This is a genomic window from Pseudanabaena sp. PCC 6802 (assembly GCF_000332175.1).
GTDB lineage: Bacteria > Cyanobacteriota > Cyanobacteriia > Pseudanabaenales > Pseudanabaenaceae > PCC-6802.
Window position 1 is genome coordinate 1 of the sequence record NZ_KB235912.1, and the last position, 13,413, is coordinate 13,413.

At 48.4% G+C, this 13,413-nt stretch carries 16 protein-coding genes; 4 read left to right on the plus strand and 12 right to left on the minus strand.

Annotated elements, in window-relative coordinates:
• The 9 genes from PSE6802_RS27820 to PSE6802_RS30795 all read right to left on the minus strand — a co-directional run.
• Positions 1-1,360: GAF domain-containing protein (locus tag PSE6802_RS27820; protein ID WP_019498941.1), on the minus strand; the 1,360-nt coding region annotated here is incomplete at its 3' end.
• A 188-nt stretch (positions 1,361-1,548) separates the two neighbouring features.
• Positions 1,549-1,758 (minus strand): high light inducible protein, encoded by a 210-nt coding sequence (locus tag PSE6802_RS0104885; protein ID WP_019498942.1) that lies wholly within the window; start codon positions 1,756-1,758, stop codon positions 1,549-1,551.
• 210 nt (positions 1,759-1,968) lie between these two features.
• The gene (locus tag PSE6802_RS0104890) at positions 1,969-2,334 is read right to left on the minus strand and encodes a hypothetical protein (RefSeq protein ID WP_019498943.1); all 366 of its coding nucleotides are present in this window, start codon (positions 2,332-2,334) and stop codon (positions 1,969-1,971) included.
• Complete coding sequence (locus tag PSE6802_RS0104895; protein ID WP_019498944.1) at positions 2,312-2,935, minus strand: chromophore lyase CpcT/CpeT; 624 nt, start codon at positions 2,933-2,935, stop codon at positions 2,312-2,314. The genes PSE6802_RS0104890 and PSE6802_RS0104895 overlap by 23 nt, the downstream gene beginning before the upstream one ends.
• A complete protein-coding gene (locus tag PSE6802_RS0104900) occupies positions 2,932-3,462 on the minus strand; it encodes a phycobiliprotein lyase (RefSeq protein WP_019498945.1) in 531 nt (176 codons plus the stop codon). The genes PSE6802_RS0104895 and PSE6802_RS0104900 overlap by 4 nt, the downstream gene beginning before the upstream one ends.
• Before the next feature lie 32 nt (positions 3,463-3,494).
• Positions 3,495-4,253 carry a phycobilisome rod-core linker polypeptide gene (locus tag PSE6802_RS0104905; protein WP_019498946.1) on the minus strand — a complete coding sequence of 253 codons (759 nt, stop codon included), beginning with the start codon at positions 4,251-4,253 and terminating at the stop codon, positions 3,495-3,497.
• Positions 4,254-4,336: 83 nt separating this feature from the next.
• The gene (locus PSE6802_RS0104910) at positions 4,337-5,086 is read right to left on the minus strand and encodes a phycobilisome rod-core linker polypeptide (protein WP_026103065.1); all 750 of its coding nucleotides are present in this window, start codon (positions 5,084-5,086) and stop codon (positions 4,337-4,339) included.
• 158 nt (positions 5,087-5,244) lie between these two features.
• Positions 5,245-6,105 carry a phycobilisome linker polypeptide gene (locus PSE6802_RS0104915; RefSeq protein ID WP_019498948.1) on the minus strand — a complete coding sequence of 287 codons (861 nt, stop codon included), beginning with the start codon at positions 6,103-6,105 and terminating at the stop codon, positions 5,245-5,247.
• Positions 6,106-6,610: 505 nt separating this feature from the next.
• Entirely contained in the window at positions 6,611-7,252 is a 642-nt protein-coding gene (locus PSE6802_RS30795; protein WP_019498949.1) for a hypothetical protein, read from the minus strand.
• Positions 7,253-7,418: 166 nt separating this feature from the next.
• Between PSE6802_RS30795 and PSE6802_RS0104925 the strand changes: the two genes are divergently transcribed.
• Entirely contained in the window at positions 7,419-8,720 is a 1,302-nt protein-coding gene (locus PSE6802_RS0104925; protein ID WP_019498766.1) for an NF041680 family putative transposase, read from the plus strand.
• A gap of 174 nt (positions 8,721-8,894) precedes the next feature.
• Here the strand turns inward: PSE6802_RS0104925 and PSE6802_RS0104930 are convergent, their stop codons facing one another.
• Complete coding sequence (locus PSE6802_RS0104930) at positions 8,895-9,434, minus strand: PIN domain-containing protein (RefSeq protein ID WP_071592265.1); 540 nt, start codon at positions 9,432-9,434, stop codon at positions 8,895-8,897.
• A gap of 5 nt (positions 9,435-9,439) precedes the next feature.
• Positions 9,440-9,934: a helix-turn-helix domain-containing protein gene (locus PSE6802_RS0104935; protein ID WP_019498951.1), complete on the minus strand. Its 495-nt coding sequence runs from the start codon at positions 9,932-9,934 to the stop codon at positions 9,440-9,442.
• A gap of 184 nt (positions 9,935-10,118) precedes the next feature.
• Here PSE6802_RS0104935 and PSE6802_RS0104940 point away from each other — a divergent pair, with 184 nt between their 5' ends.
• Positions 10,119-10,931 (plus strand): HEAT repeat domain-containing protein, encoded by an 813-nt coding sequence (locus PSE6802_RS0104940; RefSeq protein WP_026103066.1) that lies wholly within the window; start codon positions 10,119-10,121, stop codon positions 10,929-10,931.
• 279 nt (positions 10,932-11,210) lie between these two features.
• Positions 11,211-11,651 (plus strand): helix-turn-helix domain-containing protein, encoded by a 441-nt coding sequence (locus PSE6802_RS0104945; protein WP_019498953.1) that lies wholly within the window; start codon positions 11,211-11,213, stop codon positions 11,649-11,651.
• 51 nt (positions 11,652-11,702) lie between these two features.
• On the opposite strand, the gene PSE6802_RS0104950 is transcribed toward PSE6802_RS0104945, so the two are convergent.
• Positions 11,703-12,446, minus strand: a complete 744-nt coding sequence (locus PSE6802_RS0104950) for a phycobilisome rod-core linker polypeptide (RefSeq protein WP_019498954.1) — start codon at positions 12,444-12,446, stop codon at positions 11,703-11,705.
• Positions 12,447-12,569: 123 nt separating this feature from the next.
• Here PSE6802_RS0104950 and PSE6802_RS0104955 point away from each other — a divergent pair, with 123 nt between their 5' ends.
• The gene (locus tag PSE6802_RS0104955) at positions 12,570-13,400 is read left to right on the plus strand and encodes a HEAT repeat domain-containing protein (protein WP_019498955.1); all 831 of its coding nucleotides are present in this window, start codon (positions 12,570-12,572) and stop codon (positions 13,398-13,400) included.
• Positions 13,401-13,413 lie beyond the last annotated feature (13 nt).

Below are 13,413 nucleotides of genomic sequence, written 5' to 3' on the forward strand. Positions count from 1 at the left end.
CGCTACAGATTTGCTTTTCCATCGTGACTTTGCTCGACTCAATTCGCTGCAAGTCCAGCACGTTGTTAACCAGACGTACCAAACGTTCGGTATTTTCATCGGCAATTTCTAGCATTTGCCTACCGTCGGTGGAAAGATTGCCGAGTCGCCCCGTGCTCAAGATTTTCAAAGCACTGTGAAGTGAGGTGAGGGGAGTGCGCAATTCATGGCTGACAACCGAAATAAATTCATCTTTCATGCGTTCGATCGCTTTGCGATCGCTGATATCGCTGGCAAGAGAGAAAAAGCCTTTGACATTTCTTTCCTCATCGATATGGGGAATATAAGTAACGTTAACCGAACGAGAATTGCCATCGCCCAGGACGATTTCATTTTCATAGGTGACCGTGCAACCGGATAGGGTAGCCTGCACGTAGGGATACATGCGCATATAGCACTCCTCTCCCCACACATCCTGCAAATGGTGTCCGTAAATATTGCCTGGCAACTGACCCAGCCACTCTTCATAGGCTTTATTGTTAAAGCGATACATTTGCCGATCGTCAACATAGGCAATTAATACGGGCAGTGCATTGGTGATCGAACGCAATTGTTCTTCACTGCGCCTTAAAGCCGCTTCTGCCTGCATCCGATCGTTAATTTCCTGTTGCAAGTTGCGGTTAACATCCTTCAATTCGGCAGTGCGTACCTCGACAATCTCTTCGAGATTTTCGAGTAATTCCGCTTGTGCTAAGGCAATGCTAATTTGATCTGCCAACTGTTGCATCAGTTCCAGTTCAACATCCACCCACTGGCGGGGGCAACGACAGTGATGGGCAATTAACAAGCCCCATAACTGATTTTGCGAGGGTGAATTACCTGCTTGGCAATTATTGTGATGCGAACTCAAGTTTTGCAGGATCGGCACGATTAACTTAGATTTAATCCCGAATTGCTCGACAAATTCGACCAGACAAGCCGCCAACCCCGATTTTGGATCGCGAACGTTGGCGATCGCCATGACTCTGCCCTGTGCGTACAGCTTTTGGTATTCAAGTGGAAATACTTCTTCGGGAAATTCCAGATCGAGGATAGTGGGGTAGTCGGGCAAAACAGCCTCGCTAATAGCTTTGCCACTACCGTCAGGAAAAACCTGGTAAATCAGTACCCGATCCGCGTGCAAAATGCGCTGTACTTCCGTCACCGTAGCCCGCAGAATTTCCTTTAATTGCAATGACTGTCTGATCTTGAGCGTTACTTCCGAAAACAGTTCTACCCACTGACGCTGCCATCCTGAATCGTTAACCACAGGTTTCTTACTCGCAGTGGGTTTGCGGTTATGTTTGCGTGGCGATCGCTTGGCAGATGAGCGCTTGGGCATGGCAACTGGTAATGGTGTCGAACGGCTAAAAAATCGATGCAACTAGCTATATCATGCCAAAACAAAGGGATCCTGGGTAGTTACTGCGTTACTGACCCTCTCTATGACAGCGATTTAAAGCTAAAAAAACCCCGCCATTAGGCGAGGTTAAGATATTCCCTAAATCTAATTGGTGACTGGCGACTAAACTAGATGTTGGTCAACCACCAGATCAATCCATGTCCCGTGATTGCTTCGGTGGCTAGTAGAGAGACGAAGCCAATCATGGCAAGGCGACCGTTTAATTTTTCGGCAAATTCTGTGAATCCAGCTCGGTTAGTTTCATCAATATACATGCGAGGCTCGATCGCATAGTTGTTGAGCACCCCTTCGTTGTTAATCGTGTAACCGCTGTTCATTTGCTTAGTTCCTTTCCTTTACTTGATGTAAAGTAATGTAACGAATTTTTAAAGATTGTTAATCTAGCTAAAGGCTAGTCATAGCAAGCTTTATAGCCTTCACAACGGCGTATATCAACTGATATACGCATTACGAAGGAGGGTTGCAACGTACGCACGATCGAGACTAATGCCACATCAGAAAGATGTCATAAAGATGTGAAAGGGATGTCACAACTGGACGTTAAAGCGGGTGCGAAAGCCGCCGTACTTGATCCAGTATTGCTTTAGTTTGTGGCAAGGTGTGTGAAGACTGGCTCTGGCCTGATATAAGAACACTTGACGATGGTCGCCCATCCAGATTTTGTCAATCGGCTCAACTGACACCACGGTACCACCCAGTGCTGCTACACAGTTAGAAAAGCGCTCGATCGCGCTGTAATCTACCGTCTCAAAAATAAAGAAATTACCCGAACAAATTAAGTGACGGCTCCGAATCCAGCACTGCATTTTCTTTTCAGCTTCTGGCGGTAGCATTTTCGTGTCGCGTTGCTCTAGATTCGTAATGGGCGTGTCATAGGATATCTGCGACTTCATTGGCAAAGCTCTCCCGTTTTTCAAATCGTAGGGAACCAAACTCCGATCCCCAGACCTGCTCGTGCGTATTGATGTCTATGCCCCGATCTAAACTGACCCACGTACTTTCCGATATCTCTACCTCACTCACGAGATAGGTCTGCCGACCTTGCTTCTCAATTAAACAGCTATTACCAGGCTCGACTTCGCCTCGGAATAAAATCCCTTCGCGCCTGAATATCATGGAGCAGTGCTGCCTTCGCTCTAGAGAATCTGGCGCAATCGTCCTCAGAATCGATAACTCCCGCGCTGCCCCTGCATACCTGAAGGCATCTTTCAGAGCGTAGTTTTCGATGTAAATGCGATCGCCAAGATCTACCAAACGATGTACGCCCTGCCGATATGGATTCCACAGATCGTAGTCGTAGACCTGCTCGGAATAAAACCCAATTCCATTAAAAAACTCAAACGGCAAGGGTCGAAATAGAACGTGGATATGGGCGTAATCCTTGGGATTTGCAAAGCACTGCTTGGCATTGCTGAAATCCCCTGCCATCCATCGCGCCAGAGTTACTAGATCGTTCGATTGAGCATTAGCAGGATTAATTGAAGTAGCCATCATACTTTCATATCCTGGCGAATTTCCGAGGAAAACGAGGCCGTCACCACACCACTGCCAGCACTTGTTTTAATCAATGAAACTCGACAACGGACGTTGGGATTCACAAACCAGATTTTCTCTTCGGCAGCAGCACGCTCGTAACTCGTCACGAGTACAAAAGTTCCGTCTTCAGTGATGTGATATTCTCCTGCCGACGGAATTGTCTCGGCGTAGCCGCGATCGCGCAGTAATTTGCCGCGATTCGGTTGTAATGGATCGGGGAGCGGTACCAGTACGCAAGTACCTTTGATTTCTTTGTCATCCCAGTCTGACTGACCTTCCCAACTCATGCGAAACGGAGAAACCGCCGCTTGGGGGTCAACATCATAGTCTTTACAAAGCGCTATAACTTCCGGATCGTCTGGAGCGACCGTCACAATATCAATAATCGACTCTACGGCTTCAAAATGGCTGAAAGCCAAATGATGGGCGCTGCGTTGCGATCGCCAGCACCCAATCGAACGCTCCACAAACTCGGTAATATCCATCAGGGACGCACAACTTATATGTTTAAATTGGCTTAAGCAACCTCAGTAATACTGAGAATCTTGCCGCCAGATTTTTGGATATTTTGAATCTTCTGGGACATCTGGCTGTAGCCCACCTCAAAGGTCGTGACGCTCTGCGTCACGCGAGAACCAAAACTAGATTTAGAGACAGCAATGCGAAAACGCTTGCCAGTATTGCTGTAAGAGCCAGAACCAGCCGCAGGTGCGACAATCTTAGTAGGTAAATTACCGCCCAAATCGCCGATCAGTTTTGCTGACTTGCCCACATCATTAGCAGCGAACCCGCGCGTGAGAGCGAACGTGCGATTAAAGCTCACATTCTTGATACCAGTCTGAGTGGCGCTGCCACGGGCGTTAGGTACTGCATTCTCGCCAAAATTGGCAGAATACTCCTCGCTTTCGATGTAAGAGTTAATCTCTGCTTCATAGCCCTGGTTGTTATAGATTTGCACGTGCTCGGCGATCTCAGACTGATCTTGAGGTGCGCGACCTAAAAAATGTTTAAAATTCAGTTCGATAAAACGATAGGGAGAAGAAGTCTCAAAAAACAGCGAACGATATAGATCGGAGCGCGCTACAGCACTCACAAAGCCCCTAACCGTGATATCGCCATTGCGAAGCTGAGATTCCGCAGTGGTTAGCCTTTGGTTATCCATCACATGAGCGTTACCCAAAACCTGGCGATATACTGCCCGAATTACAGTCTGTATATCTTCTTCTGAGGAATTAGGACGCAGTTCGATAGAATCTGTTTCAATCCAGAGTGTCATATCGAGATCTCCTACTTGATTAGTATTTTGGATTTATAAAAATTTTAAAAATTAAGTAGGGTGGGCGTTGCCCACCCTAGGTGCTAGACGATTTCAGTGATACTGACGATCTTGCCAGAGGTACGATTGATCCGTTGAATTTGCGGAGTCATCTTGCTGGCAGGTACGATGTACTCGGTCGAGCTAATGCGACGAGGACTGTCAAACTTAGAGCCAGAGACCAAAATCTTGAAGCGCTTCTCGGTACCAGAGCCAATTACCGTTGCCGAAGATGGTGCGATCGCGTTGCTAGAGTTTGTCGCCACTGCAAACACGAGTTGCGAAGCTTTCACGGCGCTGTCAATTTGGGCGGGTCCGCGCTCGATCGCAAACATGCGGTTATAGCCAACTTGCTTAGAGTTAGCCGCACTCATTCTGCCGCGATAGTAAGGTACGACGTTTTCGCCAAAAGCTGCTTGGTATTCTTCGCTATCGACGTAAGAATCGATTTCTGCGTCATATCCTTCAGCTACACAGCGGACGATGTGCTCGGATACCTCTCTTTGATCCTGAGGCGCACGACCGAGAAGATGCAGGAAATTCAGCTCTACAAAGCGATAGGGAGCGCAGGATTCAAAATAGCGAGAGCGATAAAAATCTGACTTAGCTACAGCGCGGACAAAGTCGCGCACGCTAATCGAGCGATCGCACAACTGCGACTCAGCCGTTGCCAGGCGCTCGCTGTCCATCACATGAGGATTGCCTAATACCTGTTTGTAAACAGCACGAACTACAGTTTGAACCTCTTCCACACTACCAGAGGGCCATAATTCAATAGTCATAGGGGATGCCATTAAAATCAATCTCCTAAAATGATTTTCAACTCAATTGAGTCTTCGAGTTTGTATACCTTAGAGGTCGATACCTAGCAAGCAACTAGCAATCCTATCGCTAGTTACAGGTTTGCCGATTACCAACCAAAGCAATCTATCGATGCTTGAGAAGTTTAGCTTTAGATGGCTGTAATACTTGCGATTACACCACCCTGGCTGTGAATCCGTTGGTACTCTTGAGATAGCTTGTCGTAGGGCACCAAAAAGACCTGGTTAGCACGACGGAACTGAGAGATATTTTTGACAGACTTAGCGCGATAGCCAGTAACTTCAATGCGATAAACTTTGCCGTTAGAGCTGGCACCCACACCAAGACGAGAACGAGAACCCAAAGGTGGATTGCGGAAGCTTGCACCAGCGCTACCAGGTGAAATCACAGCTGTAGGTGTAGGGTTGATTACCAATGAATTGAGCTTGGGTCTCTTCCCAGCAAAATCGCCCTTCAAGCTGCTGCTTGAAGCACCGCGTACCAATTGGAAGGTATGGGTAAACTGCACCATGCTCTGACATGCTTCCGTTTTGTAACCACGGATGTAAGGCACGATGTTTTCACCAAATGTAGTTTGATATTCGTCGCTATCAATGTAGGAATCAATATCGGCACCGAATCCCTGGTTGTCCAGGATCGTGCTGTGCGCGCGCATTTCTTCGAGATCGAGCGGAGGACGACCGAGCAAATGTCTGAAATTCAGCTCGATCGCACGATAGCGAGCGCAGCTAGTAAAGAAACGAGATTGATACAGGTCGGACTTGGCAACTGCCCGCACAAATTCGCGGACGCTAAGTTCGCCACGCTTAAACTGCGACTCCGGCACGCTAAGCCGTTCGCTTTCCATCACGTAGGCATTGCCCAGGACTTGCCTGTAAACTGCCCGAATAATAGTTTCTGCTTCTTCACCGGAACGTCCGGGCACCCACTCCACTGGCGGGGTTTCATCAAAAAGGCTTACACCCAATCTTGAGGCTGGTCCAAAAGCCATTAACAGTATCTCCCTAGTTAACGACAGAGTTTAATAAAAGTTGTTTTAACAATCGATCTTTCTGTGGCCTGCAATAACTGCAAGCATTAGAGAGTTTTATACGGTTTGTTATGATCAATCTTCGTACAACGTTGCGATCGCAAACATCAAGATTTGTAAATTTTGCACAAAAACTCAACACTTTTATCCGACTCCCCAATGGTCGGCAAAGTTAAAACTATAGCTATAGTCAACAGGCTTAGGATGGGGTGCAGGGGTTTCACCCCTGCGTGGGGGCTGTGCCCCCACACCCCCTGTCCTAACAGATCTGTCTATGGCTATAATTCCTGATTTGTACTCGAATTCTTTTTCAACTCAAGAGCGATCGCCAGACCCAGAATCGCGCCTTTACCGTTGGTGCCGACGACTATTTATGCAAGCCTGTTGTAGGTGCAGACCTCGCCCACGACTTGTCTGAAGCGCGATGAAGCCCTGGTTTTGTGGCAGGAATATCAACGCAGTCAAATTAGACCGCAACCGCTTTACCTAGAATTTGAATCAATGGCTGACTATTACGCATATCTGGCAAAACGCAGAGAGGAACTACTCTATAGAACAGCATCATAGCAGCGATTAGCGCGAAAGTTGGAGTATCGAGTTCGATCGCATCGGGTGGCGGTACTTGAGGTACTAGTTGCGACTCCTTGGGGCGATCGTTGCGGCTGGCGCTGATTTGCGTGCGGACAACGCGGCGGGGAGGCAATTCCTCCGGTGGTTCTGGTTGCTGCCAACCTGTAATCCCCTGAATCCAGGTTTGAATCCCCATTGCCGCAAACTTGCGAAATGCAAACAGCGCTTCTTTGGTTTTGTACTTTGACTCGAAAGCGTAATATTCAATAACTGCTGCACAAACTTCCGCCCTAACCACAGTAACGTGATTTAAACCTCTAGCCTGTAGCCTAGCCTGCGATCTAAAGTCATTGCCAGTAAATGGTTTCAGCCATTCTGGACGTGCTTTGCCTGTAACCCAATTTTGTAATAACTCGTTGACAGTTTGCTGAGCCACTCCACAAAGTCGAGCCAATCCTGACTCTGACATTCCCGATTCACCTGTGGCATCGATCGTAAAAAACTCAACGCCATCGCGCTCTACTCGTGTGATATTCATTTATAGCCGTCCTTTGCTTGTGTCAATGGATTGGTCAGGCTTTTGCTACTCCTCGGAAAAGTAGCAACTGGAGTTTAGACTAAAAAGTGGTAAAAAGCAGCCAGCCATTGCAGACTGACCGCTTGATGATGGAAGCTGAAAAGACTATAAAATCAACAGCTTCATCATGATTAGTTTGGATAAACTTGAGCAATTTCGCAAGTACACGTACGAAATTATAGGGAACGGGAGAGATGCGCTGTTCGACTTGATGGATGCGGTACTGACGAGTCGGAGTGTTTCATCGTTTGTGGAACTTTCGTTAAGCCCATTATTTCGGAGGGAGTGGTCGAGTATCTATGAAGCACTGCAAGATAGTCATCCTCCACGTGAAGACTTGATGAAGCAATACATACAGCAAATGCCGGCAGCAGAGGTGACGATATTGGCGGGCGACCATACAGCCTGGTCGCGTCCCTATGCGGTGACATTACAAGAACGCACCTACGAACATCAACCTCAACCGGGAGTAGGAAGCAAACCTGTTACGGTGGGGCAAGGATACAGCACAATTGCCTGGATTCCAGAGTCAGAAGGGAGTTTTGCCTTACCGTTGCGGCATGAGCGGATCACCAGTTTCGAGAACCCGATTCAGAAAGCCGCTAGTCAGTTACGCTTGGTTTGTGCGGAAATTCCTGGGACTGTGCTTTTCCTGGGGGATGGCGAGTATGGGTGCGCACCATTTTTGCAGCAAACAGCAGACATCCCGTGTATCAAGCTGCTCAGGCTACGCCCCAACCGGGTTCTGTATCATGCCCCAAAGGATTACGAGGGGCATGGGCGACCCCATAAGCATGGAGAGAAATTTAGCCTCAAAGACTCTGACACTTGGTCTATTCCCCAAGCAGACATCACAATTGCAGAGCCTAAACTGGGACGATTGCAAATTCGTCGATGGCCAAACCTGCACTTAAAGCAAGCCGCAGACCATCCCTTTACACTCATTCTGGTCGAACGTCTTGATATGCCTGAATCGAAACCCCTGTGGTTGATTTGGGTCGCTAAAGACGAGCCAATCTTGAGTGAGGTATGGCAAAAATATCTGCGCAGATTTGCCATTGAGCATTGGTATCGCTTGGTGCGTCAACGTCTCCATTGGACAATCCCTCAGCTTTCTACCCCTGCTCAGATGGAGACTTGGTCGGACTTGATGCCTTTACTTACTTGGCAATTGTGGCTCGCTCGTGAACTTGTCCAAGACTCTCCTCTGCCTTGGCAGAAACCGATGACTAAATTGTCTCCTGGTCGAGTTGCAAATGCTTTTGCTTTAGTTTTGGTCAGGATTGGCTCTCCTTCCCCTGACCCTAAACCTCGCGGTAAGTCTCCAGGTTGGCCTCTTGGGAAAAAACGAACCCAACGGATTCGTTATCCTACTGTCAAAAAACGCTATGCCAAGCCCCTCAAAAAAGCTTCCGCTGCAACTGCTTAGCTCAACTTCTTCCCTTTTATCCTCTCTCTCGCTAGTTTCTATCTAGCGAGATGCTTCTTGTTGCCTTTTAGTCTAAACTCCAGTAGCAAGAGCCGCATTAAAAATATTGAAGCATTAAAATTGCATCAAACTGTTTCATGGCTTTAGCTATGCGGTAACCTAGCTGTGTTCTGCCTAGAATCGACTTACAAAAGTTGGTACGGATTTTCCCAGAAGATTGAGTAATTCTGAAACAGACATGGGTGGGTTTCTCAAAACGCTTGCCTGTGTCTGGATAACGTTAGCCATAAGTTCGGGGAACAAATCGTAGAGGTGAGTCAAAAAACTATCCGCACCTTGAGCCTCAATCCGAAATTGGCTCAGAGAGATAGACGGAAAGTGTTTAAGATTATCCGTCACAATGACATGCGCCTTGGCAATCAAAGCTGCCGCTAAAACATGGCGATCGCCCTCGTGATTGTCCATACAAGGAATCAATCTCTCTGTCACCTCAAGCATAGCTTCGGGAAAAGCCAGATTCATTTGTCTTTCCAGACGATTTCCCTGCTCCTTTGTGATTACTTGATTTACCACCAAATTACGCAGCGCTCCATCTAAAATTTCTTGCGACCAATGCACGCGATACAATCCAGCCTCAGCGGCACACAACAGAGTATCTCTCAGGTACATCGGATAAAGCACGCAGGAGTCAAGGATAACTGGAAATACAGCCATTGATACTAAGGATTACCCTCGATCGAGCAGTTATCTTCTGCTGTATAAAATCCCAACTCCTGACTCATTAAAGCAAGTTCGCTTAAAGCTTGGCGGCGTTGACTATCTCTCTGCTGCTTGTATTTGATTAAATCTTCAAACTGGATGCGTCGATGAGTGCCAACCCTAATGTAAGGAATATGACCTAGATCCAATAGTGTGTATAAGTAGGGGCGGGAAACATTGAGTAAGTCAGCCGCTTCCTGACTGCTTAAATAAAGATCGTAAGGGACTAGTGAAATCGTTTGTCCTGCCGCCATCATGTGAATTACTTGGCGGAGAGCCTGATAAATTGAATCAGGTAGTGGGATTTCCTCACCATCCATGCCAACAAGCTTAGGATGAGCCTTCTCTAGCATTACCTCTAAGCGTTGGATTGTTTTAGTGTCTGGCTCTGGAGCGAAGACGGAATCAGGCAGTTCTACTGATGTATTCATATAGAGAGCAACATCTTTCGGCATCAGGTATTAATCTCAGTATAACTGTAATAAGTGTAACAACAGAAATAAGCGTAACCTAACCTGCGATTTAATCGTTTTGTGTACGCGGATTTTGCATAGACGACAAACTTTTACGGAATCCCTCTAACTAAGCCTACAAGAGTGCGAATATAGAACGTAGAACTTAAGATGCTCCTCCACCATCATGTCTGACTCCCTCCCCTCACTCATCCGTGCCATAGAAACGGCGGACTCTTCTAGCAAACTCTTAGAAGCAGTGCAAAATCTGGCTGATGCTCGGCTAGAAAGTGCAGTCCCAGCCTTAATTGAGGCGCTGAGCTACAACAATCCAGGCGCGGCAGTGGCAGCGGTAGATGGCTTGATCCAAATTGGGGAGCCTGCCGTCAACGCCCTCATCGAGTTGTTAGACCAACACAACTATACGGCGAGAGCTTGGGCAATCCGTGCCCTGGCAGGCATTGGCGACCCCAGAGGGTTGGTGACTTTGTTGGGAGCGGCAACGGCTGATTTTGCCCTGAGCGTCCGGCGCGCCGCCGCTAGAGGACTGGGATCGATGCAATGGCAATGGTTTCCTCCCGATCTGCTCGAAATTGCCCAAGAGGAGGCTCTGGAAGCTTTGCTGTTTGTGGCGCAGCAGGACGATGAGTGGGTGGTGCGTTATTCTTCTGTAGTCGGCTTGCAGTCATTGGCGGTAGCCATCCCAAGTACTTACAAAGATTGGCGATCGCAGATCCAATCCCAATTGCGGCAGATGGTAGAGCAAGATGGTTCTGGTGCGGTACGCGCCCGTGCTAGCTGGGCGCTCCGGCAAATTCAAACCGATACCAGTCCGTTCGCCAAGCCCGCGATCGCATCTACACCACCAGAAATTGACTGGCAGAGCATCATGGCCAAGCTATACGATCGGCGGGGCGAAGAACGCACGGCAGCGATCCTCGAAGGCGACCCGCGCCGCTATCGAGATCTGGCAGTGGCGATCGCCTCAGAGAAGGATTGACATACTCACCGAGCTAAAGCAACGGTGATTCTTGACGCTTCACAGCTACGCGCTACCGAAGTAGTCTTACCATCGCTCCACGTCCGTTTAGAGTCTCCCAATGCCCTATGGCGACTAGCTACATCTTACCAAAAAGCCGTGCTAGAAGCACGGGGTTTTAGACCCAATTTTCTGATAATTGTGACCTTAGACAGGCGATCGCTAGCTGGGGGGAATAGTATAAACTAACGATCGATTTGCAGCAGGTATCCTAGAAGAGTATTCGTCTAAATCTAAACAATGCCAGCCAGATTGCAAATAAAAGTTGAAGACTGCTCCCCTTTGGGTCGGCTAATTTTGCAATACCTCGAAGATCAGGGCATTAGCATGAATCATCTGGCAGAACTGTCCGGCATCCCCCAGCCGCGCCTCAGGGGTGCCTGTTTCAAAGGCACCTGCCCCACACCGGAAACTTTGAGAAAATTAGCGCGAGTGATGGACAAGCATCACCTGGAGTTGTACACGCTTGCCTATGAGGGCAGGATCGATAGCCCGTCAGACGATGCAGGCACCTACTCCGTAGATATGCTGATGCGGGAAATATTTGAAGCAGCCCGAGAAATGAGGCTAGTTGCACCCACCCAACCACCTTCGAGGGCGCAAATTCGTAAAGCTCTAACAGAACTGGGATTCCGCCCCAGTCAAATGTTGACTGTAAACATGCCAAAAGCGCAAAGCTAAGAGCGATCGCCCTTAGCTCTGAGTCTGAGATGCCTGGATTGATGCAGAATCTTATCTACGGGGGATAGAAGCGTCGATATTAATGTTTAAAGCAGAGATGCGTTGAGGCGCATTAACCGCAGGGCTGATGCTGCGAGCCATATTGAGGAACTGAGCAGGATCGCCAACTTTCATGCTGGCCGCAGTGTACTTGCGCGCGGTAGCTTGCCAAACCACTTGTGGGAAGCCAATTTGAGCGCGATGGTAGGCATCGTAACGGGGAGACTTGATATTGAATGGCAACTCGCCCTCAGCACGACCGGCAAGTACCCGTCTTCTTTGATAGGGAACCGTGTTATAGCCAAAAGCATCTAGGTATTCATCGCTGTTGAGCAACTGATCGACAAACCCCGCTACGCCCTTAGTCATGATCTCGGCAGACCAGGCGATCTTCTCTTGTTGGCTGTAAACTCGGCGACCCAAGACCTTCTCGACACAGTGTTCGACGAAGCGATAGTTACTGTTTTTGTCGTAGAAGCTTTCGATAAAGGTTCTGGATAGCAGCAACCCACGAATGAAATCGCGCACAGTAACTTGACCGTTACGCAGTTGCGACTCTAAAACAACCTCGCGATCGCTGTCGAAAGCATGGAAGAAAATCTGACGATAGGCAGCATTAATCAGATTGCCCATGTCAGTATCTGAGAGGATATTATCGGTGGAAAAGATTCTGGGTTGCTCGTCGCCGGCAATATCAAAGTCGGCTACCCGTTGGTTTTGACTGGAGGGGGCGTATTGTAAAAGAGGAAGTGCCATGCTGAAAAAATCTCCGTTCTCTTAAGAAATTTTACAAAATATGTTTAATCATAGTAGGCAACGGGTTTATTATTCGCTTTAGTCTAATAAAAATTACATAACTTAAAAAACCTAAAAATTAGCATGGAAAATCAATCCGCTCGCATCCAAGACGACAATCAATTAACCGTGGAGCAGGCGATCGCTAACCTCCAGGGTGAGGATTTGGGATTGCGCGTATATGCTGCCTGGTGGTTGGGGCGCTTCCGCGTCGATGCGCCAGAGGCAATAGATGTCTTGATTAGAGCTTTAGAAGATGAAGACGATCGCACGGATGCGGGCGGCTATCCTTTGCGGCGCAACGCCGCTCGGGCTTTAGGGAAATTAGGCGATCGCCGTGCCGTACCGCCTTTGATGCGAGCCTTGTCCTGTTCGGATTTTTACGTGCGAGAAGCGGCGGCGCAGTCGCTGGAGATGTTGGGCGACGTGTCTTGCCTTTCGTTGCTAGTAGATTTACTGCAAGATAACGTTCCCGGTACGCAACCCGCACCGGAACCGCCTCACCTGCCCCAGCCTTTTGATGCCATCCTGGAAGCACTGGGAACTCTGGGGGCAACCGACGCTATTCCCCTGATCGAGCCATTTCTGGATCGGTTCACACCTCGGATTCAATATGCCGCAGCACGGGCAATGTACCAACTGACATCCGACCCACAGCAAGCGGCACAATACGGCGATCGCCTGATTCGCGAACTGAGCAATGACGATCTACAACAACGGCGATCCGTATTGTCGGATCTGGGTGCCATAGGTTACTTACCCGCTGCCGAAGCGATCGCCCAGACCCTCGCCGAAAATAGTCTGAAGCTGATCTCACTCAAAGGCTTATTGGAAAGGCAATTAGATGAAACACCTCTGCCCCATTTATCAGAAGGAGCAGTCAAAGTGATGACACTGATGGACGACTTGTTGTAAAAAGACGATTCCC

Bases quoted from the DNA above. Each gene is read 5' to 3' on its own strand.
- PSE6802_RS0104895 (WP_019498944.1), bottom strand. From the start codon at position 2,935: ATGATGGCTACTTCAATTAATCCTGCTAATGCTCAATCGAACGATCTA.
- PSE6802_RS0104940 (WP_026103066.1), top strand. From the start codon at position 10,119: ATGTCTGACTCCCTCCCCTCACTCATCCGTGCCATAGAAACGGCGGAC.
- PSE6802_RS30795 (WP_019498949.1), bottom strand. From the start codon at position 7,252: ATGAATATCACACGAGTAGAGCGCGATGGCGTTGAGTTTTTTACGATC.
- PSE6802_RS0104925 (WP_019498766.1), top strand. From the start codon at position 7,419: ATGATTAGTTTGGATAAACTTGAGCAATTTCGCAAGTACACGTACGAA.
- PSE6802_RS0104945 (WP_019498953.1), top strand. From the start codon at position 11,211: ATGCCAGCCAGATTGCAAATAAAAGTTGAAGACTGCTCCCCTTTGGGT.
- PSE6802_RS0104915 (WP_019498948.1), bottom strand. From the start codon at position 6,105: ATGGCTTTTGGACCAGCCTCAAGATTGGGTGTAAGCCTTTTTGATGAA.
- PSE6802_RS0104905 (WP_019498946.1), bottom strand. From the start codon at position 4,253: ATGACACTCTGGATTGAAACAGATTCTATCGAACTGCGTCCTAATTCC.
- PSE6802_RS0104885 (WP_019498942.1), bottom strand. From the start codon at position 1,758: ATGAACAGCGGTTACACGATTAACAACGAAGGGGTGCTCAACAACTAT.
- PSE6802_RS0104950 (WP_019498954.1), bottom strand. From the start codon at position 12,446: ATGGCACTTCCTCTTTTACAATACGCCCCCTCCAGTCAAAACCAACGG.
- PSE6802_RS0104955 (WP_019498955.1), top strand. From the start codon at position 12,570: ATGGAAAATCAATCCGCTCGCATCCAAGACGACAATCAATTAACCGTG.
- PSE6802_RS0104900 (WP_019498945.1), bottom strand. From the start codon at position 3,462: ATGGATATTACCGAGTTTGTGGAGCGTTCGATTGGGTGCTGGCGATCG.
- PSE6802_RS0104910 (WP_026103065.1), bottom strand. From the start codon at position 5,086: ATGGCATCCCCTATGACTATTGAATTATGGCCCTCTGGTAGTGTGGAA.
- PSE6802_RS0104890 (WP_019498943.1), bottom strand. From the start codon at position 2,334: ATGAAGTCGCAGATATCCTATGACACGCCCATTACGAATCTAGAGCAA.
- PSE6802_RS0104935 (WP_019498951.1), bottom strand. From the start codon at position 9,934: ATGCCGAAAGATGTTGCTCTCTATATGAATACATCAGTAGAACTGCCT.
- PSE6802_RS0104930 (WP_071592265.1), bottom strand. From the start codon at position 9,434: ATGGCTGTATTTCCAGTTATCCTTGACTCCTGCGTGCTTTATCCGATG.